This window comes from Tritonibacter horizontis, assembly GCF_001518015.1.
In the GTDB taxonomy this organism is placed as follows: Bacteria; Pseudomonadota; Alphaproteobacteria; order Rhodobacterales; family Rhodobacteraceae; genus Epibacterium; species Epibacterium horizontis.
In genome coordinates this window covers 40,689-61,020 of the sequence record NZ_LPUY01000020.1, presented here as the reverse complement: position 1 = coordinate 61,020, position 20,332 = coordinate 40,689, and the positions used below count along the sequence as shown (strand labels likewise).

Annotated in this window: 19 protein-coding genes; 12 read left to right on the top strand and 7 right to left on the bottom strand. The window is 62.4% G+C overall.

Annotated features, from left to right (window positions below):
• Window positions 1-8 precede the first annotated feature (8 nt).
• From yaaA to TRIHO_RS04075, 3 genes are all read right to left on the bottom strand, one after another.
• Window positions 9-773: a peroxide stress protein YaaA gene (yaaA, locus tag TRIHO_RS04085; RefSeq protein WP_068240654.1), complete on the bottom strand. Its 765-nt coding sequence runs from the start codon at window positions 771-773 to the stop codon at window positions 9-11.
• 30 nt (window positions 774-803) lie between these two features.
• The gene (gene recQ / locus TRIHO_RS04080) at window positions 804-2,843 is read right to left on the bottom strand and encodes a DNA helicase RecQ (RefSeq protein WP_068240651.1); all 2,040 of its coding nucleotides are present in this window, start codon (window positions 2,841-2,843) and stop codon (window positions 804-806) included.
• A 150-nt stretch (window positions 2,844-2,993) separates the two neighbouring features.
• Window positions 2,994-3,281, bottom strand: coding sequence for a YggT family protein (locus tag TRIHO_RS04075; RefSeq protein ID WP_068240650.1), 288 nt, complete (start codon window positions 3,279-3,281; stop codon window positions 2,994-2,996).
• A 205-nt stretch (window positions 3,282-3,486) separates the two neighbouring features.
• Here TRIHO_RS04075 and TRIHO_RS04070 point away from each other — a divergent pair, with 205 nt between their 5' ends.
• The 10 genes from TRIHO_RS04070 to TRIHO_RS04025 all read left to right on the top strand — a co-directional run bounded on the left by TRIHO_RS04070 (window position 3,487) and on the right by TRIHO_RS04025 (window position 12,762).
• Window positions 3,487-4,872 carry an MFS transporter gene (locus tag TRIHO_RS04070; protein ID WP_068240649.1) on the top strand — a complete coding sequence of 462 codons (1,386 nt, stop codon included), beginning with the start codon at window positions 3,487-3,489 and terminating at the stop codon, window positions 4,870-4,872.
• Window positions 4,869-5,792 (top strand): penicillin-insensitive murein endopeptidase, encoded by a 924-nt coding sequence (gene mepA, locus TRIHO_RS04065; RefSeq protein ID WP_068240647.1) that lies wholly within the window; start codon window positions 4,869-4,871, stop codon window positions 5,790-5,792. Before TRIHO_RS04070 ends, mepA begins: the two co-directional genes overlap by 4 nt.
• Window positions 5,765-6,697, top strand: a complete 933-nt coding sequence (locus TRIHO_RS04060; RefSeq protein ID WP_068240645.1) for an esterase-like activity of phytase family protein — start codon at window positions 5,765-5,767, stop codon at window positions 6,695-6,697. The genes mepA and TRIHO_RS04060 overlap by 28 nt, the downstream gene beginning before the upstream one ends.
• A gap of 126 nt (window positions 6,698-6,823) precedes the next feature.
• Window positions 6,824-7,456 carry a queuosine precursor transporter gene (locus TRIHO_RS04055; protein ID WP_068240643.1) on the top strand — a complete coding sequence of 211 codons (633 nt, stop codon included), beginning with the start codon at window positions 6,824-6,826 and terminating at the stop codon, window positions 7,454-7,456.
• Between the two features lie 400 nt (window positions 7,457-7,856).
• Window positions 7,857-8,276, top strand: a complete 420-nt coding sequence (arfB, locus tag TRIHO_RS04050) for an alternative ribosome rescue aminoacyl-tRNA hydrolase ArfB (RefSeq protein ID WP_068240641.1) — start codon at window positions 7,857-7,859, stop codon at window positions 8,274-8,276.
• A 68-nt stretch (window positions 8,277-8,344) separates the two neighbouring features.
• Window positions 8,345-9,091, top strand: a complete 747-nt coding sequence (locus TRIHO_RS04045; RefSeq protein WP_068240639.1) for an SDR family oxidoreductase — start codon at window positions 8,345-8,347, stop codon at window positions 9,089-9,091.
• A 103-nt stretch (window positions 9,092-9,194) separates the two neighbouring features.
• On the top strand, window positions 9,195-10,214 hold the full coding sequence (locus TRIHO_RS04040) for a P1 family peptidase (RefSeq protein WP_068240664.1): 1,020 nt from the start codon (window positions 9,195-9,197) through the stop codon (window positions 10,212-10,214).
• 134 nt (window positions 10,215-10,348) lie between these two features.
• Window positions 10,349-10,780, top strand: coding sequence for a c-type cytochrome (locus tag TRIHO_RS04035; protein ID WP_068240638.1), 432 nt, complete (start codon window positions 10,349-10,351; stop codon window positions 10,778-10,780).
• 110 nt (window positions 10,781-10,890) lie between these two features.
• Entirely contained in the window at window positions 10,891-11,445 is a 555-nt protein-coding gene (gene idi, locus TRIHO_RS04030) for an isopentenyl-diphosphate Delta-isomerase (RefSeq protein ID WP_068240637.1), read from the top strand.
• 60 nt (window positions 11,446-11,505) lie between these two features.
• Window positions 11,506-12,762 (top strand): flavin-dependent oxidoreductase, encoded by a 1,257-nt coding sequence (locus TRIHO_RS04025; RefSeq protein WP_068240636.1) that lies wholly within the window; start codon window positions 11,506-11,508, stop codon window positions 12,760-12,762.
• Between the two features lie 172 nt (window positions 12,763-12,934).
• On the opposite strand, the gene glpK is transcribed toward TRIHO_RS04025, so the two are convergent.
• The 3 genes from glpK to panB all read right to left on the bottom strand — a co-directional run bounded on the left by glpK (window position 12,935) and on the right by panB (window position 16,231).
• On the bottom strand, window positions 12,935-14,419 hold the full coding sequence (glpK, locus tag TRIHO_RS04020; protein WP_068240635.1) for a glycerol kinase GlpK: 1,485 nt from the start codon (window positions 14,417-14,419) through the stop codon (window positions 12,935-12,937).
• Window positions 14,420-14,540: 121 nt separating this feature from the next.
• Complete coding sequence (gene panC, locus TRIHO_RS04015) at window positions 14,541-15,383, bottom strand: pantoate--beta-alanine ligase (RefSeq protein ID WP_068240662.1); 843 nt, start codon at window positions 15,381-15,383, stop codon at window positions 14,541-14,543.
• Window positions 15,384-15,397: 14 nt separating this feature from the next.
• Window positions 15,398-16,231 carry a 3-methyl-2-oxobutanoate hydroxymethyltransferase gene (panB, locus tag TRIHO_RS04010; RefSeq protein ID WP_068240634.1) on the bottom strand — a complete coding sequence of 278 codons (834 nt, stop codon included), beginning with the start codon at window positions 16,229-16,231 and terminating at the stop codon, window positions 15,398-15,400.
• 230 nt (window positions 16,232-16,461) lie between these two features.
• Here panB and TRIHO_RS04005 point away from each other — a divergent pair, with 230 nt between their 5' ends.
• Window positions 16,462-17,940: an ABC transporter substrate-binding protein gene (locus TRIHO_RS04005; RefSeq protein ID WP_068240633.1), complete on the top strand. Its 1,479-nt coding sequence runs from the start codon at window positions 16,462-16,464 to the stop codon at window positions 17,938-17,940.
• 97 nt (window positions 17,941-18,037) lie between these two features.
• On the opposite strand, the gene TRIHO_RS04000 is transcribed toward TRIHO_RS04005, so the two are convergent.
• On the bottom strand, window positions 18,038-19,165 hold the full coding sequence (locus TRIHO_RS04000) for an acetoin utilization protein AcuC (protein WP_068240632.1): 1,128 nt from the start codon (window positions 19,163-19,165) through the stop codon (window positions 18,038-18,040).
• 122 nt (window positions 19,166-19,287) lie between these two features.
• Between TRIHO_RS04000 and TRIHO_RS03995 the strand changes: the two genes are divergently transcribed.
• Window positions 19,288-20,235, top strand: coding sequence for an ABC transporter permease (locus TRIHO_RS03995; RefSeq protein WP_068240630.1), 948 nt, complete (start codon window positions 19,288-19,290; stop codon window positions 20,233-20,235).
• Window positions 20,236-20,332: the final 97 nt, after the last annotated feature.

Sequence of the window (20,332 nt, the reverse complement as noted above, 5' to 3'; positions counted from 1 at the left end):
CGGTTGCCTCAGCTTTCGCGCAGGAACACCGGCTTGTCGGCCTGCGACAGCTCGGCCTGGTAGCGATAACCGCCAGTTTCGAAATCCTGCAAGGATGCCGCTTCTGTGATGCGGTTCTGGATGATGAACCGCGCCATCGCACCGCGTGCCTTCTTTGCGTAGAAACTCACCACTTTCGGCCCACCCGGTTTGTCTTCAAGAAAGGTCGGAGTGACAACGCGCGGCTGCAACCGGGTCAGATCGACGGCACCAAAGTATTCCTGGCTGGCGCAATTCACCAACAGATCGCTGCCCAGGTCCGCCACCTGCGCGTTCAACGCCTCGGCAATGGTGCCGCCCCAGTAGTCATACAGGGTCTTCCCTTTCGCGGTCTTCAGGCGCGATCCCATTTCCAGCCGATAGGGTTGGATCGCATCGCAGGGCCGCAACAGACCGTAAAGACCGGACAAAATTCGGAAATGGTCCTGTGCCCAGGCCATCTCTTCCGCGTCCAGCGACGCCGCATCAAGCCCCTGATAGGTGTCACCCGCAAAAGCCAGCGCAGCAGGACGCAGCTCCTCAGGGCTGGGATCATCCTGAAAGTCACGGAACCGGTCGTAGGTCAATCTCGCCAGATCTTCGCTGATATGCATCAGCTTCATGAGATCCGGAACCGAGAGCCTGCGCGCCTCGGCAGCCAGCGCAATGGCATCGCGTTGCATCTCAGGAAAGGTCATTTCGAGATCGCGTTCCGTCCAGTCGAGCTTCTTTGCAGGGGATACGACTACCAGCATGTTCTGCCTCCGTGTGTTCTGGGAACGGACTTAGCCTGCGCCGCGCAGGACGTCCAGAAACGCCGTGGCGAAACGTTCCGCGCGGCGCTCCCCCAGCAGCCGCTCCAGACCACTCGCGTCGTCGCTGCGCATCTGGGCGACCTTTGCCAGTGTTGACGCCGAACAGGTCAGTGGCTTTTCCGTACCGCAACTGCCACGTTGCAATCGGGCCTGCGCCTCCAATAGCGCGTCGTAAATCGACCCCTGTGCCCGCCCAGCAAGTTTTCGGCGCGCCGGGTGCAGCGCCTCGGCTTCACCGGTGATGACACTGAGAAAATCATCGCCGTAACGGTCCAGTTTCTTGGCACCGACCCCGCTGATCCGGGCGATCTCATCAAGGCTCTGCGGACGCCGTTCCGCCATCTCGATCAGGGTGCGGTCGGGAAAGATCACATAGGCCGGGACCTTCTGCGCCTCCGCCAGCCCGCGCCGCTTGGCCTTCAGCGCCGACAGCAGCGGCGCATCTTCCTCTGAAACCAGCGCCTTGACCGCCGGGCGGCGCGGCGCCGACTTGATCGTATCCAGGCGCAGGGTAATCTCGGCCTCACCCCTGAGGATCGGCAAGGCAGGTTCGGTCATCCTGAGCGCACCGTGGCGCTCCGGGTCAGGTCGGACCAGGTCGCGGCCCATCATCTGTCGAAAAATCGCCTGCCATTGCGCCTTGGAATGCTCCTTGCCGCAGCCAAAAACTGACAGGCTTTCATGGCCTTTCTGACGCATCCTGTCGGTGGAATTGCCAACCAGAATGTCAATCAGATGCCCGGCGCCATAGGTTTCATCGGTCCGCAGTATCGCCGACAGCGCCTTGCGCACTGCCATGGTTCCATCGAATGTTTCCACCGGTGTATCGCAAAGATCGCAATTGCCGCATGGCTCGGTGGTTTCGCCAAAATACCCCAAAAGGGTCTGACGGCGGCAGGTCATCGCTTCGGCAAGACCCAGAAGCGCATTCAGCCGGGCATGGTCCGCACCGCGCCGCTCTGCCGGGGCGAGGCCTTCATCAATCTGATTGCGGCGCAGCCGAATATCTTCGGGCCCGAACAACGTCATGGTCTCGGCCGGGGCGCCATCCCGTCCCGCACGGCCGATCTCCTGGTAATAGGCCTCGATACTCTTGGGCAAATCCGCATGGGTGACCCAGCGAATGTCGGGTTTGTCGATCCCCATGCCAAAGGCCACCGTCGCCACCACGATCAGCCCATCTTCGCGGGCAAAGCGGGTTTCCACGATACGACGGTCCTCCGCCTCCATGCCGCCGTGATAATGACAGGCCACGTGACCGGAGGCCGACAAGGCACGGGCGATATCCTCGGTCTTGGCGCGGGTGCCACAATAGACGATGCCGGACTGGCCCCGCCGCGCCTCGGCAAAGTCGAGGATCTGCTTGCGCGGGCCGTCCTTCGCGCCGAACGCAAGGTGAATATTGGGCCGGTCAAAACCCCGCAGAAAGGCCCGCGGCGCTTCGCCGTCGAACAGTTTCTGAACGATTTCGGCTCGGGTTTCCTGATCCGCAGTGGCCGTGAACGCCGCCAGCGGCACATCCAGCGCCCGACGCAATTCGCCGATGCGCAGGTAATCCGGTCGAAAATCATGCCCCCACTGGCTGACGCAATGGGCCTCATCGACGGCAATCAGCGACACGCCGATGCGCCTCAGCATCCCCATGGCACTGCCTGCGGCCAGCCGCTCGGGCGCCATATAGAGCAGTTTCAGCTCGCCCGCCTCGATCGCAGCCCAGACCGCTTCCGTCTCTTCTTCGGTATTTCCAGAGGTCAGCGCGCCGGCACAAACGCCCGCTTCCTGCAAGGCCCGAACCTGATCGCGCATCAGTGCAATCAGCGGTGATATGACAACGGTAATCCCGGTGCGGCGCAGCGCTGGCAGTTGAAAACACAGGGATTTCCCGCCGCCCGTTGGCATGATCGCCAACACGTTTTCGCCGGCGGTCACGGCGTCGACGATCTCTTCCTGTCCGGGGCGAAACCCGTCGAATCCGAAAATATCGCGCAACAGGGGGATTGCGTCGCTCATAGGGGGAGGCCTGTGGGTTTGATGCTCAGTCTATGGACGGCACAATCCCACAGGTCGAATCGGGGGGCAAGGCCCCCTGAAGACATTCCCCCAAGGACAGCAGAGGCGCGCGGACCCACCAGTCGGCGCGGCCGCCGATGTCCTGCTCGGTCAGTAGAATGCGGCGGCGTTGTTCATCAGGATAATCCGCAGCGCATAGACTGCGATCAGAACCACCAGCGGTGCAAGGTCGATGCCTTGCATATTGGGCATGATGCGTCGCACCGGAGTATAGATCGGCTCAAGAATGCGGTTGAGACCATACCAGATCTGCGACACGAACTGTTGGTTCAGGTTCAGAACCTGAAAGTTTATCAGCCAGCTCATGATCACATGGGCAATGATGAAGAACCAGACCACGTCCAGGATCAGCATAAGGATTTGAAACAGCGACTGCATCTTGAGAGCTTCCTTTTTCGAACGTGTAACAGGTAGGCGGGGGCGGCGCATTTCGCAACCCTTCCGCAGCGCCCTGGTTGACGCCGGGTGAACAGGTGGTTTCTGGGAAACAGATGGCCCCTGCGCCGCCGGACCACGTCGGACTTGCCAGCCCCGGCTGCGCCCTGCCATACCTTGCGCCAAACAGGGCACTGCGGGGGCAAAGATGACGGAACGTTCAGCGGCGCAGGTGATGTCCCTGCGTAAACGCGTCTGGGGATGGTGGTTTTTCGACTGGGCCAGCCAGCCTTACCACACGCTGCTTGTCACCTTTGTATTCGGACCGTTTTTCGCGGCGACAGCGACGCAGTATTTCCTCGGGACCGGCCTGGGGGACGAGGCCGCGCGGGCGCAGGCCCAATTCAGCTGGTCGCTCTGCCTCACGATCACCGGGTTGATCATCGGTATCTGTGCGCCTTTCATCGGGGCGCTGGCCGATATTGCCGGGCGCAAGATGCCATGGATTGTCGGATTTTCGGTGGCCTATGTCCTCGGCTCCGCCGGTCTGTGGTTCATGGATCCCGGCGGCAGCAACATGTGGTGGATGCTTGTCAGTTTCGGGATCGGGTTCATCGGGGCGGAATTTGCGCTGATCTTTATCAACGCGCAACTGCCGACATTGGGCAGCAAGGACGAGATCGGCCAGGTGTCCGGCTCTGGCTTTGCCTTTGGCTATCTCGGCGGTGTGATCTCGCTCTTTATTATGCTGTTGCTTTTTGTCGAACAGGACAGCGGCAAGACATTGATCGGGATCGACCCGATCCTGGGGCTGGACGCCAACAGCAAGCAGGGCACCCGCGCGGTCGGCCCCTTTGTCGCGGTTTGGTTCATCGTCTTTATGATCCCCTATTTCAGCTGGGTGCGCGACCCACATGGGCCCTCCCGCGCCAAGGCCAGCCTCGGCCGTGCCGTGTCGATGGTGGTCGCCTCCGTGAAGGGGTTGAAGCAGCGCAAGAGCCTGACCGCCTATCTTGTGTCCTCGATGCTCTACCGCGACGCGCTGAACGGGCTCTACAGTTTTGGCGGCGTCTATGCCGGATTGGTGCTGGATTGGTCGATCACCCAGATCGGCATCTTTGGCATTGTTGCCGCGATTTCCGCCGCCGGGTTTTCCTGGGTCGGCGGTCTGGCGGACCGGCGGTTTGGGCCAAAACCTGTGATCGGCGCCGCCATAGCGGTGCTGAGCCTCGTCTGCCTCGTCGTCGTCAACATGTCCCGGACAGAGCTCTTTGGCATCGCCCTGGCTGACGGATCTGGCCTGCCGGACCAGATCTTCTTTGGCTGCGGTGTTTTGATCGGTGGTTTCGGCGGGATCTTGCAGGCCACCAGCCGCACCCTGATGGTGCGTCACACCCGCCCGGAAACCGCGACCGAAGCCTTTGGTCTTTATGGGCTTTCCGGTCGCGCAACCGCCTTTCTCGCACCCGCGCTGATTGGCCTGGTGACCACACTGACAGGAAATGCGCGCCTTGGGCTGACGCCAGTGATTGCGCTCTTTGCCCTTGGTCTGCTTTTATTGTCGCGGGTGGATGGTGAAGGAGATCAGGTTTGAGAGTCATTCGGCACATCACCCTTGCGGCGCTGTTGCTCGCCGCCTGTAGCCCCGCGCAGGACAGCCCGCGCAGCGCGGCCACAGCCTATGCGAACAAAACAGTCAGCTCCACAGCGCCCGCCAAGCAGCTGTTTGGGGCCAAACGCGATGCCTCCACCCAGCGGCCCAACCCGCTTGGGTCTTATGCCAAGGGATGTGTGGCTGGCGCGGCGCAATTGCCGGAAACCGGACCCACCTGGCAGGCCATGCGTCTGAGCCGGAACCGCAACTGGGGTCACCCGGAAACCATCGATTTCATTCAGGACCTGAGCCGTGTCGCGGCGCGGCAACCCGGCTGGAAAGGCCTCTACGTCGGCGACATCAGTCAGCCCAGAGGCGGGCCGATGTTGTCTGGCCATCGCAGCCACCAGATTGGACTGGATGCAGATATCTGGATGCTGCCACCGGATCGGCTCGACCTCAGCCGGGACGCGCGGGAAAATATCTCTTCGATCTCATTGCGCCGTGCCGCTGGGGCCTATGTCAATGAGAACTGGAGCGCCCAGCACCACGCCGTGCTGAAAGCGGCCGCATCAGACCCTCGGGTGGCGCGGATTTTCGTCTTCCCCGGTGCCAAGGTCAAAATGTGTGATACCGCGACCGGCGACCGCAGCTGGCTACGTAAAATTCGCCCCTGGTATGGCCACCACTACCATTTCCATGTGCGGCTGAATTGCCCGCGTGGCGCACGCGGCTGTGTCGATCAGGATCCACCGCCAAACGGAGACGGCTGTGACGATGCCCGGCAATGGGTTTCTGACATCCTGAACCCACGGCCACCAAAACCGGTTGACCCCAACGCGCCAAAGCCGCAACCACGTCGGGATTACACCCTTTTGGATCTTCCCCAACAATGCGCCGCCGTACTCTTGTCCGACTGACCACGCTTTCTTCCGGGCTTGTCCTGATATGCTGTGCCGCAGCCTGGGCGGCCTCTGCCGTTTGGAACGTGGCCCGCGCCGAAAGCAACTCTGCCCAGCATATATCCAGTTTTCGCTGGCACGAGGCACCGGATTGGTTTGGGGGTTTTTCTGGGATTGAGCTGACCGGGGACGGGACCGGTTTCGTGGCGATCACCGACCGGTCGCATATCGTCGAGGGCCAGATTTCGCGGGACGGGGACCGGATCGCCGGAGTCAGCATCACCCGGCACGACCGTCTTTTGGATGCCGATGGCGCCCCCATTCGCCCGGAAGTCGAAGACAGCGAAGGCCTGACCATCGTCGGGCGTAATACCTATTTTGTCTCATTCGAGACGCCGCATCGGGTGCTGGCCTATTCGCCCACCGGCGTGCACGAATTGCCCACTCCGAAATCCTTTCGCAAGTTCCGCTATAACGGATCTTTTGAAAGCCTGGCCAGCGATGCGACCGGGCAGTTGCTTCTGATCTCCGAAAAACCGCCGCGCAAACCCGATGTGCCCCGCGTCTGGCGCTGGACTGAAAGCAAGGGCTGGCGTGGCGCGGGGCCCTACCCGGAGCTGGACGGTTTTTTACCCGTGGGCGCGGATTTCGGCCCGGATGGCGCGGTTTATGTCCTGGAACGCAAATTTGTCTCGGTCGGATTTCGGTCCCGGCTCAGGCGTTTCACCCTGACACCAACCGGTCTCGAAGGGGGCGCAATCCTGCTGAACACGCCGCTGGCGCGACATGACAACCTGGAAGGCGTCAGTATCTGGCAGGACAGCGCAGGCGGCTTGCGGGCCACGATGATTTCGGACGACAACTTTCTCTGGCTGCAACGCACGGAGATCGTCGAATACCGCCTGCCAGACCTGCCAGGGTAACGGGAGGGCGTCCATGGCGCAGAATCGCTTGCAATTCGTGCCATAGGGGCATAGACGACGCCACCATCGACGCGCCCGCAAAGGCGCACAAGTCTCCGCGACCTTGTCTAAAAAACGGACCCATACATGACCCGTACCTATATTCCTGGCATCCTTGCCATGGCCGCCGTTGTTGTGGCCTCCAATATCCTCGTTCAGTTTCTCTTTGGCAATTGGCTGACCTGGGGCGCTTTCACCTATCCGGTCGCATTTCTCGTCACCGATGTGATGAACCGCGTCTACGGGGCCAAGGCCGCACGCCGCGTCGTGCTGGCCGGTTTTGCAGTTGGCGTGCTGTGTTCGCTGATCGGCACCCAGATCATGGGCGAGTTCGGTCCCCTCGTCACCCTGCGCATTGCCATCGGCTCTGGCCTGGCGTTCCTCCTGGCGCAACTTGCTGATGTGGCAATCTTTTCTGCGCTGCGCGCCGGGAAATGGTGGCGCGCGCCCCTGGCCTCCACCCTGGTCGGATCCTCGCTCGATACCGCGATCTTCTTTACTGTCGCCTTCTCCGGCGCGCTGACCGTGCTGGAACCTGGCAATGACGTCTCCTGGGCGGGCGAGGTTCTGCCCCTGCTCGGTTTTGGCCCGATGGCGCCGCTCTGGGTCTCGCTGGCTGTTGCCGATTGGGGGGTAAAGCTGGCACTGGCGCTGATCGCCCTGATCCCGTTCCGCCTGATTGTTGCCCGCCTGGCAGGCAGCCAGACCGCCCGCGTCTGACGTCGCGCGATTTTCATTTGGTGATCCGGGGTATTCATGCCAGTCTGATCTCAACCGAAACAGTGAGAAAAGGAGGTGATCCAGTGTCAAGAAAGGTATTGGAGCAGAGTGTAGCAACAACCGGAGCGGCCCTCTACTGAGGCAGCCCTCTCTGGCAGTGGTCAACCGGCCGGGTTTCTGCAACCCTCACCTGCCTTTGCTCTCAACAAACTTTCGGAAGGGCCGTACCAATTTGGGGCGGCCCTTTTTCTTCTCTTTCTCGACCTGTTTCTCTACCTATCGATCCTTGCGCGGTCTCCTCCTTTCCGATCCGGCACCGCGACGGGTTGCCGATCTTTTACGGATGTAGCCGTCCAGATTGGACTTTGCCCTGTCGTAACAACACCCTATGGTCTGCCCCATGCTGCATATCAGTGACGAAATCACCCTTCAGGACTGGGAATTGACCGAAAGCTTCATGCGCGCCTCCGGGCCAGGGGGGCAAAACGTCAACAAGGTCTCCTCGGCGGTCGAACTCCGTTTTGAGGCGGAGCGTTCGCCGCATCTGCCCGCCCCGGTAAAAACCCGGCTGCGCCGGATTGCCGGGCGTCGCTGGACCAAGGACGGCGCCGTGATCCTGCAATGTGACGAAACCCGCTCGCAGGTCCGCAACCGCGAAATCATCCGCGAACGTCTGGCCGAGCTGATCCGGCGCGCGCTTGTCAAACCCAAACGCCGCATCGCGACCAAACCCACCCGAGGCAGCGTCGAACGACGCATCAAGGCGAAAAAGACCCGTGCCGGGGTAAAATCGCTCCGCGGCCGGGTGGACGAGGATTAAATTTCCCGATTGCTCCGGCTGCCGCGCCGCGCCATCCTGACCCAAATCAGGACGAGGGAGGACCACTCATGCGGCTCAAGGACAAAACCGCCATTGTCACCGGCGGCGCGTCAGGCTTTGGCAAGGGTATTGTCGACGCATTCCTGCGCGAAGGGGCGCGCGTGATGATTGCCGACATAAACGAGACCGCAGCCCGCGACCTGGCCAGTTCTCTCGGCAGTCGTGCCATTGCGCAGCGCGTTGATGTCAGCAACCGCGCTGCGGTGACGACAATGGTCGACGTCGCGCTGGAAGAATTCGGCCATATCGACATTCTGGTGAACAACGCCGGGGTGACACATCTGCCAACCGCGCTGGAGGACGTCACCGAGGAGGATTTCGACCGGGTGTTCAACGTGAACATGAAATCCGTCTATCTGACCGCACAGGCGCTGGTGCCGCATATGAAACATCGCGGTTCCGGCGCAATCCTCAACGTTGCCTCCACGGCCGGCGTCTCGCCACGGCCCAGGCTCAACTGGTACAATGCCTCCAAGGGATGGATGATCACCGCCACCAAAACCATGGCCGTCGAACTCGCCCCGGCCGGTGTACGCGTCAACGCGATCAACCCGGTCGCGGGCGAGACGCCGCTGCTCAAATCCTTCATGGGAGAAGACACCCCGGAAATCCGGGCAAAGTTCCTCTCCACCATACCGCTGGGTCGCTTTTCCACCCCCGAGGACATGGGAAATGCCGCCCTTTATCTCTGCTCGGACGAGGCCAGCATGGTCACAGGTGTCTGCATGGAAGTCGACGGCGGCAGATGCATCTGACGCCGGCCACACCCCGCCAATCGGCGCGCCAGCGCTTGGCCTGCGCGCCCGGCACGGGCGCCCCGCTTTGCTGCCCCCACACCAAAAGAAGAGATGCCCGATGATGACCCCCGGTGCAAAGAACCTGATCACCGATGTGGCAGGCCTGCGCGTCGGCAATGCCGCCGATGCCACGCTGAAATCCGGCACCACCGTGCTCACTGCAGACCGCCCTTTCACGGCGGCGGTCCACATCATGGGCGGCGCGCCGGGCACCCGGGAAACTGATCTTCTGGCCCCTGACAAGACGGTTGCCGGTGTCGATGCGCTGGTGCTGTCAGGCGGATCAGCCTATGGGCTGGATGCCTGTTCCGGCGTCGTCGAGGGCCTGCGCGCCATCGGCCGCGGGTTCCGGCTTGGCCCGGCCATCGTGCCCATCGTGCCCGGCGCAATTGTCTTTGACCTGCTGAACGGCGGCGCCAAGGATTGGCCGACCAACCCCTATCCCGCGCTGGGGCGCGCCGCCTTTGACGCGGCCGCGGTGGAATTCGACCTTGGCACTGCGGGCGCTGGCACCGGGGCGCTGACAGGCATGCAAAAGGGCGGCCTTGGCTCCGCCTCTCTGGTGCTCGACAGCGGCCACACGGTCGGCGCTTTGGTGGTTGCCAATCCGATCGGTTCGGTCACCACCCCGGGCGAGCGTCATTTCTGGGCGGCTCCCTTTGAAATTGATGGCGAATTTGGCGGCCTCGGCCCTGACCCCGCCGCCGGACTTGGCCGGGCCATGCGCAGCCGCAAGCTGGAGGCGATGGCCGATCTGGCAGGCGCAGCCGTCAGCTCCAACGGGACCAACACCACAATTGCGATTGTTGCCACCGATGCGACCCTCAGCAAAGCCGAAGCGCAACGCATGGCCACGGCGGCTCATGACGGCATGGCCCGCGCCATCGTGCCCTCACACGGTCCCCATGATGGCGATCTGGTCTTTGCCGCAGCCACCGGCGCACACCCGCGGGGTGACCCTGCGGCCAATATGCTCGATCTGTGCCACGCGGCCTCGCTCTGTCTTGCGCGCGCCATTGCCCGTGCCGTTTATGAGGCGCGCGCCGAACCCGGCGACATCCTGCCCTGCTGGCCGGCCTGATCGGCAAGCGTTTTGGCACCATATGCGATTGTTTTTCAGGCCCATAGACCACAGCTGACACTTAGTCGCGTTGACTTATCGGCGGCATCCGCCCGATCCTGACAACAGCCAACTGACCCTACAGGAGCCAGCACATGAAATACCTTCCCGCCGCCGCACTGCTCACCGCCCTTGCCGCACCCGCCCTTGCCGAAAGCGATGCCGCCGCCGGGGAAAAGACGTTCGGCAAGTGTAAATCCTGCCATCAGATCGTTTCCGACAGCGGCGAAACCCTTGCAAAGGGGGGCAGAACCGGACCCAATCTCTTTGGCATCGTGGGGCAGACGGCCGGGACCGCAAAGGATTTCCGCTATGGCGATGATCTCGTGGCAGCGGGCGAAGCGGGGCTTGTCTGGGATGAAGAACAGTTTGTTGCCTACCTCGAAGACCCACGCGGCTTCCTGAAAACCTATCTCGACGATTCCGGTGCGAAATCCAGAATGAGTTTTCGCCTGAAATCCGGCGGTGCGGACGTCTTTGCCTATCTCGCACAATTCGGCGCCCCGGATACCGCTGCCAGCGACTAAGGCCGCGCCTGGGCGCCAGGCGGGACGCCTTGAGATTCGCGGCGTCTTGCCCTACACGCTCGACGTTCCGTGCCGGTGGTTCCCGGCGCCGCGATATCGTCAGGAGTGACATGCCCGAGCGCAGCCCAAATCTGATACCCGCCTGGGTCGATGGCGAACTGACCCCCGTCGACAAGCTACGCGCCCATCAGGACGGGCTGCGGCACAAGGCCGTCTCGGTGTTTGTGGTTCAGGACCGGCAGATCCTGATGCAGCGGCGGGCGATGGGAAAATACCACACCCCCGGTCTCTGGGCGAATACCTGCTGCACCCACCCGATGTGGAACGAAGCCTCAGACATCTGCGCCGTGCGGCGGCTGGACGAGGAACTGGGCCTGTCGGGCCTGCATCCTGAGTATCGTCATCGAATTGAATATCGTGCAGACGTCGGCGATGGCCTGATCGAACATGAGGTGGTCGATGTGTATCTGGCCCATATGCTGGAGCCGCTTGGCCTCACGCCCAATCCCGACGAGGTGATGGAAACCCGCTGGGTCGACTACCACGACCTTCTGGCAGAGGTGGCCCGTCATCCTGATCGGTTCACCCCCTGGCTGAAGATCTATCTGGCGGACTATGCAGACGTGATTTTTGGCCCTGACCTGATCGTTGCGGCGCGGGACTGACCCTCCGCTTGCCATTGCCGCGCTGGCGGTGTTTTCATGTCCCGTGGGAGGAATGAGACAATGACAGTTTTGATTGCAGGCGGTGGCATCGCCGGTCTCGCCTTGGGCCTGACCCTGCACCAGATCGGCGTCCCCTTCCGGGTGTTTGAGGCCAGCGCAGAGCTGAAACCGATGGGGGTCGGCATCAATCTGCAACCCAACGCGGTGCGCGAACTGTTTGATCTCGGGCTCGAAGCGGAGCTGGACGCGATCGGCGTGCGCACCCGCAGTCTCGGGTTTTTCTCCAAATACGGCAAAACCATCTGGGAGGAGCCGCGCGGCCGCGACGCCGGCTATGCCTGGCCGCAATTTTCGGTCCACCGAGGCGCCTTGCAGATGCTGCTCTATCGCGCCTTGGTGGCGCGGGCCGGAGCTGACGTCATCACAACTGGCGCCCGCGCCGTCGACTGGCAGACTTCCGACACCGGCGTCACCTTGCACTTCGCCGATGGCAGCAGCGCCAATGGAACCTTGTTACTGGCCGCCGACGGCATTCATTCGGCATTGCGCGCCCGACAATACCCAGAAGAAGGTCCGCCAATCTGGGATGGCCGCATCCTGTGGCGCGCCACCACGCGCGCTCCGCTCTTTCGCGGCCCTGCAGCGATGGTGATGATCGGCCACAATCGTCTGCGGTTCGTTTCCTACCCGATATCGCAACCGGATGAGAACGGTCTGGCGACCATCAACTGGATCGCAGAGAAACGGTTCGACCCCGAGGCCGATTTTCAACGCGAAGACTGGAACCGGGCGGTGGATGTCGAACGGTTCATCGCTGATTTTGCGCAATGGCGATTTGACTGGATTGATGTGCCGATGCTGATCCGCGGTGCGGAACAGGTTTACGAATATCCCATGGTGGACCGGGACCCTTTGCCACGCTGGACATTCGGCGCCATGTCACTGATGGGCGACGCTGCCCATCCAACCTATCCCGTCGGTTCCAACGGGGCGAGCCAGGCGATCCTGGATGCCCGCGTGATCGGCGCCCAGTTGCTGCGCCATGGCATGACCGAAGCGGCGCTCCTGGGCTACGAGGCAGAAATGCGTCCGGCAGCGACCCAGATCGGCCGGGCCAATCGCTCTGGAAACGGCCCGGATGCGGTCCTGCAGCAGGTCGAAGATCTGTGCGGTGGCGACTTTGACAGCATCGACACCGTGATCCCCCACGCCGATCTGGCAGCCCATGCTGCCCGTTACAAGGCGATCTCGGGGTTTTCCATCGCGGCGCTGAATGCCCAGCCCCGCACCATCGCCGAAGGTCAGCGGCTCAGCTAACGCCTGCTTTCTGACGACAGGCGTGGGTGGCACACAAGACTGGCAACCGGGACCGCGCCGCGTCAGCGGCGCCCGGCCCAACGGGTGCGCTTGCATGGATATGCATGCGCACCGGGCGGGAGAGCCCCCTCCTCCCGCCTGCGCACCGAAGACGCACCACTGCGGATGTCGCCTAGACGCCAATCACCGCCTGAACCGCGCGTTTCCAACGGTCATAGGCTGCATCGCGGCGCCCAGCGTCCAGCATCGGCTTGAACTCTCGATCCAATGCCCAGGTCGCGGCAAACCCTTCCTGATCCGGATACACACCCGCCTGCATGCCCGCCAACCAGGCCGCGCCCAGCGCCGTGGTTTCCTGCATCACCGGCCGATCAACGGCGGCGCCCAGAATGTCGGACAGGCTCTGCATCGCCCAGTCGCTGGCGCTCATTCCACCGTCCACCCGCAGGGTCACCTGGGTATCGCCCTTCCAATCTGCCCGCATCGCTTCCCACAGGTCGCGGGTCTGATAGGCGACGCTCTGCAACGCGGCGCGGGCAAATTCCGCCGGCCCCGAATTGCGGGTCAGCCCGAACATGCCGCCCCGGCACTCCGGCTGCCAATAGGGCGCGCCAAGGCCGGTAAAGGCTGGCACCAGGATCACATCCTGCACCGGGTCCGCCTTTTCCGCGAGCACACCCGATTCGCTGGCTTTGCCGATAATCCCCAGCCCATCCCGCAACCACTGGACCGCCGCCCCGGCGATAAAGATGGATCCCTCCAGCGCGTAGGTCGGCGTGCCATCCAGCTGATAGGCAATGGTCGTCAGCATCCGGTTTTCTGACAGAACAGGCGTGTCGCCGGTGTTGAGCAGCGCAAAGCAACCCGTACCGTAGGTGGATTTCATCATGCCCGGCTTGAAACAGGTCTGCCCAAGGGTGGCTGCATGCTGATCGCCGGCAACGCCAAGGATCGGGATGGATCCACCTAAATGCGCGCCAAGTGTGGTCCCGAATTCCGCAGCGCAATCCTTCACCTCTGGCAGCATCGCGCGCGGCACGCCAAGCATGTCGCAGATCTCGTCGCTCCAGTCCCCTTTGCGAATGTCATACATCAGGGTGCGCGCTGCGTTGGTGGCATCGGTGACATGTGACGCCCCCCCGGTCAGCCGCCAGATCAGGAAACTGTCGACGGTCCCGAACATCAGTTCACCGGCTTCGGCCCGCGCCCGCGCGCCCTCGACCGTGTCAAGGATCCACTTGACCTTGGTGCCCGAAAAATAGGGGTCAAGCAGCAGCCCCGTGGTCGCGCGTACCATATCCTCCCGGCCGTCGTTCCGGAAGGTTTCACAGATCTGCGCCGTCCGGCGATCCTGCCAGACAATCGCGTTGTGGATTGCCTGACCGGTGTTTTTGTCCCAGACGATTGTGGTTTCGCGCTGGTTGGTGATCCCGATCCCGGCGATGTCCGTGCTGGAAATTCCCGTGTCTTTGATCACCGTCCGGCAGGTGGACAGGGTAGTCTCCCAGAAATCCTCGGGATCGTGCTCGACCCAGCCTGCTTGCGGATAGTGCTGCGCGAACTCCTCCTGCGCAACGGCGGCCACCTGCATTTCGGCATCAAACAGAATTGCGCGGGTCGAGGTGGTCCCCTGGTCAATCGCAAGAATATAAGTCATCGGCTCCCCTCCGGTTCAGATCTTGAAGCGGAGAGTAGACATAATTTCACCGACGCGGCCAGCCCCTACTAAACATGTAGTAGTGGAAAGTTGCGCACTGCGGCGGACACCGACGCTGAGGTCAGACCGCGATGTTGTCGATCAGCCGCACGCCATCCAGCCAGGCTGCGACAAAGATCCGCGTCGCCGTCTCTGGTCCGGTCTGTTCCGACAGGTTGGTGGCGCTGCGCAGGTCGATGTATTCAACCTCGGAAAACCCCGCCTGAACCAGCGCATCGCGCATTCCGGCTTGCAGAGGGTCCCAGGCGGCACCTGCCCTCAGTTGCTCTGCGGCGGTCTCCATCATCCGGTTCAGCGCGCCTGCCGTGTCCCGCGCCTGTGCGGAGAGGCGCAAGTTGCGCGAGGACAGCGCCAGACCCGATGCCTCGCGCACGGTGGGACAGCCGATCACCTCGATTGGAATATTCAGATCACGCACCATGCGCTTGACCACCAGCAATTGCTGATAGTCCTTCTCGCCAAAAAACGCCTTGTCTGCCCCGGATTGCAGGAACAGTTTCGCCACCACGGTGGCCACCCCGTCAAAGTGACCGGGCCGGTTGGGGCCGTCCATCACCTCTGTCACGCCGGTCACACTGACGGTTGTCGCATAGCCGTCCGGATACATCTGATCGGGATCGGGCACATAGATCGCATCCACGCCATAGGGTGCGAGTTTGGCGGCATCCTCGACCTCTGTCCGTGGGTAGCTGGCCAGATCCTGCGGATTGTTGAACTGTTTTGGGTTCACAAAAATCGTCACCACGACATGGTCGCAAGCGGCACGCGCAGCTTCGACCAGCGACAGGTGGCCGGCATGCAACGCGCCCATGGTCGGCACCAGAGCGAGGCTCTCGCCGTTGCGGATCCAGTCCCGACGCAGGGCGCGCAGGTCATCAAGGCGACGCAGTATTTTGGGGGTCATCTGGAAGGGATCCTTCACTCTTTCGGTGCCGGAGTCTGGTCGGCAAAGATATGTTCAGCGCCAGGGAAGCGCCGCGCCCGCACTTCGGCGGCATAGTCCGCAATCGCAGCCTCGGCCGCGGGGCCAAGATCTGCGTAGCGTTTGACGAATTTTGGTTTGAACGCGGTGAAAAATCCCAACATGTCGTCCACCACCAGGATCTGCCCGTCGCACCCGACCGAGGCGCCGATGCCGATGGTCGGGATCGGCACAATCTCTGTGACCTGATCGGCAAGCGAGGCCGGCACTTTTTCCAGCACAACGGCAAAGGCCCCGGCATCGGCCACCGCGCGGGCGTCTGCGATCAGCGGCTTGGCGGCCTCGGCACGGCCCTGCACCTTGTAGCCCCCAAGCGTGTTGACCGACTGTGGCGTCAGGCCGATATGGGCCATCACCGGAATGCCCCGGCGGGTCAAGAACTGGATGGTCGGCGCCATTTCCACGCCACCTTCAAGTTTTACCGCTGCGGCGTTGGTTTCAGCCATCAACCGGGCGGCGTTGCGAAAGGCCTGGGCCGGGCTTTCTTCATATGACCCGAAAGGCATGTCGATCACCATCATCGCGCGGTTCAGCCCACGGGCCACCGCCGCGCCATGCATCACCATCATGTCCATCGTCACCCCCAGCGTCGAGGGCAGCCCATGCAGCACCATCCCAACGCTGTCGCCGACCAGCACAAAATCGCAATGCGCATCCATCAAGCCTGCCATCGGCGTCGTATAGGCCGTCAGGCTGACGATCGGGCGCTGCCCTTTGAGGGCGCGAATGTCATCGGCGTTGAAGGCGGTTTTGCGGGCAGTGGCGCTCATGTCTCGGCTCCTTGGCTGGACCGTTTTTCAGCCGACATCGCAGTCGGGCGGGCAAAGTTGTCGGTCTTTATCAACTGCGGCACCGCAATACCAGCCATGCGGCACAGCAGCAAAGCTTGATTACGGGACGAAAAAGACGGACGCTTCCCGCAATCGCCCCGCGAACGTGGGCGACATGATCCCGTCGGGTCGCGATCTGCCTTCCCGGCGCCAGAGGAGGACCTGAGAAAATGAATTTCAAATCGCCCTTTGCGGCAGCGGTTTGCGCCATCGGCCTGATGGTCAGCGCGGGCTGGGCCAAGGAAACGGTCACCTATGCCACCAGCCTGGAGCCACCCCATCTCGACCCGACTGCGGGGGCCGCGCAGGCGATTGACGCCGTGGTGCATTTCAACATTTTCGAGGGTCTGACCCGTTTCACCCCCGATGGCGCTGTCGTGCCCCTGCTGGCAAAATCCTGGGAGATTTCCGAGGATGGTCTGACCTATACCTTCACCCTGCAAGAGGGGGTCACCTTTCACGATGGCAGCGCGATGGACGCGGCAGATGTGAAATTCTCGCTGGACCGGGCCCGCGCCGAGGACAGCACAAACGCCCAGAAGGCCCTGTTTACCGCGATTTCTGATGTCGAAGTGACCGACCCCCAGACGGTCGTCGTGACGCTGATGGAACCCAATGGCAGCCTGCTGTTCAACCTCGCCTGGGGCGATGCCGTGATCGTCGCCGAAGAATCGGTGGAGATGCTGAAGACAAATCCGATTGGCACGGGTCCCTATCGCTTCAACGAATGGATCCAGGGCGACCGGGTCGAACTGGTCCGCAACCCCACCTATTGGGGCGAGGTACCGCCGCTCTCTGCCGCTACGATCAAATTCATCTCGGACCCCACCGCCGCCTTTGCCGCGATGATGGCCGAGGACATCGACGCCTTTGACAACTTCCCCGCGCCAGAGAACGTCGCCCAATTCGAAGCGGACCCCAGATTCCAGGTGCTCGTCGGTTCGACCGAAGGTGAAACGATCCTTTCCATCAACAACGCCCAGTCGCCGTTTGACAATCCAAAGGTGCGCGAAGCGATTGCCCATGCCATCGACCGTCATGCGATCATTGATGGCGCAATGTTTGGCTATGGCACGCCAATCGGCACCCACTTCGCACCGCATAACCCCGCCTATCTGGATCTGACCGGTCAATCCGACCACGATCCGGACAAGGCACGCGCGCTGCTGGCCGAGGCCAACCTGCCGGATGGCTTCTCCACCACGTTGCATCTGCCGCCGCCGTCTTATGCCCGCCGGGGTGGTGAAATCATCGCCGCACAGCTGGCGGAGGTCGGCATCACCGCCGAGATCATCAATGTGGAATGGGCGCAATGGCTGGAAACAGTGTTCAAGGGCAAGACCTATGGGCTGACCATTGTCAGCCACACCGAACCGATGGACATCGGCATTTACGCCCGACCCGGCTACTATTTCCAATATGACAATCCGGACCTTCAGGGGCTGATGAACCGCCTGAATGCCACCACCGATCCCGAAAAACGGACCGAGATGTTGCAAATGGCGCAGCAGACAATTGCCGATGATTACGTCAATGGCTACCTCTTTCAGCTGGCCAAGATCGGCATCGCCAAAGCGGGACTTAACGGCACCTGGGTAAACGCCCCGACCGCCGCTATCGAGATCGGTGCCCTGAGCTGGGCCGACTAACCCGCCACCAAATCCAGAGCCTGCGGGCGGGGCACTGCCCTGCCCGTCGCCTTGTTTTTGCGCTGTCCGGATCGCGATGCAAGGTCGCTGATGGGCCCTACAACGGGCGGTTTTTCCATCGCTGCCGAAGATACGCAACCCGGTCGAAGATCTCGGACCGGACCGGCCCCGTGCGGGGGATGTCCCGCAGGCTGGTGAACCAATGTTCGGGTGGATTGCGGCCCAAACGATGCCCCGTGAACGTCAGGGCGCGCAGAACATCTTGCGCGGCATCCGGCAAACGCTCCGGGATATCCTGCCCGAGAAGCGTCGCCCAGACACCCGTCCAGAGCCGCCCCACCGACCACGGATTATAGCCGCCACCGCCAAGCACAAGATACCGCGGGGCGAGACCTTTCAGTGCCGCAACGATCTGCCAATGGGCGTTATTGGACAGATCGAGATGCGCCAATGGGTCCTCGGTCACCGCATCCGCACCGCATTGCAGCACAATCGCATCCGGCGCGAAGTCCGCCACAGTCGGCAGGATCAATGCCTCGCGGATATGCGCCATCTCGCTGTCATTGAGTCCGCGCGACACCGGCAGGTTCAAGCCCGATCCGCCCGCGTCGTCGCACAGCTCCCCTGTTCGCGGCCACAGGTTTTCTTCATGCACCGAGATCATCAAGACCGCCGGATCGCCAGCAAACCCAGCCGCGACCCCATCGCAGTGATGCGCATCAATATCCACATAGGCGATTCGCCGGGCCCCGTGATGGCGCAGCGACAACATCGCCAGGACCGGATCGTTGAGATAGCAAAACCCGTTGGCACGGTCGGGCATGCCGTGATGCGTGCCACCTGCGGGATTGTAAACGACGCCGCCCCGCGCCAGCAGCTCGCCTGCCAGTATCGACCCGCCCGCTGCCGTTGCCGGTCGTCTGAAGATCTCGGGGAACACCGGGTTCGAGACGGTCCCGATGTGGTGCCGCGCCCGTACCGTATCCGAAACCTGCAACGCCGCCTCGGCCGCCTGAAGCGCTGCAACATAGGCGGGCGTGTGCCACGCATGGAGGGCTGCCGGTTTGGCGCGGGGCGAAGTCACAAAGGCCTCTCGCGGCAGCCACCCCAGGGCACGCGACAGGTCCATCGCAGTTGACACGCGCGGCACGCGCAACGGATGCCACCCGCCATAGGACGAGCCGCGATAGATTTCCGATCCGATGAACAGGGGGCGCTCCAACATGGATCAAGAGCTAGCGACCCGGACCCAAAGCGCAAGCCCCCTCACAACCGCGACCACGTTGCCAAGCGGATTTCCAAAGCTCCCTCTGGACCGACAGGCTCGCGCGCCCTAACCTGCCGCCAATGCTGCACTATCTCGCCAAACGCATCCTCTCGCTCTGCCTGAGTCTCGCCATCGCTTCGATGGTGATCTTTGCCGTGATCGAAGTGGCCCCCGGCGATCCCGCCTCCTTCATGCTGGGCACCGGCGCGCAGGAGGATACGGTCGCCGCGCTCCGCGAAGAACTGGGGCTCAACCAGAGCAAACTGAGCCGCTATTTCAGCTGGGTCACCGGGATGGTCACGGGCGATTTCGGCACTTCCTATACCTATCGCACTCCAGTGGCAAAAATGGTCGGCGACCGCCTCTGGGTTTCCCTGCCGCTGGCGCTTTATGCGTTGATCCTGTCCACCCTGATTGCGCTGCCGGCCGGTATTTTCGCCGCATCGCGCCGGGGCAAGCTGGGCGACATGTCGGTGATGGGCGCGACGCAGGTTGGCATGGCGGTTCCGAACTTCTGGTTTGCAATGCTGCTGGTGCTGGTCTTTGCCATCAACCTGCGCTGGTTCGCTGCGGGCGGGTTTATCGGCTGGGACAAGGGGCTCTGGGCCGGGCTGCACGCGCTGACCCTGCCGGCCATCGCGCTGGCGCTGCCTCAGGCAGCGATTTTGGCGCGGGTCATGCGGTCTGCCCTTCTGGACGTCCTGAACGAGGATTTCATGCGCTCGGCCCGCGCCAAGGGCTTGAGCCAGGGCCAGGCCATTCGTCGCCATGGTGTCCGCAACGCACTGATCCCAGTCCTGACCATCATCGGGCTGCAGTTTTCGTTTCTCCTCGCCGGTGCGATCATCATCGAGCAGGTGTTTTACCTGCCCGGCCTCGGGCGGCTGGTCTTTCAGGCGATTTCCGCGCGCGACCTGATCGTGGTAGAAAGCGTGGTGATGCTACTGGTCTTTGCGGTGATCATGGTGAATTTCCTCGTCGATCTGACCTATGCACTTGTGGATCCCAGACTTCGGAGGACGCCATGACCGCATCCATCCGGCGCGCGAACCACAGGGGGACACCCGCGGCCTGCTGGCCCCAGGGCAACCGTCAAACAAGGGGCGCGCCGCCATGTCATCTGCC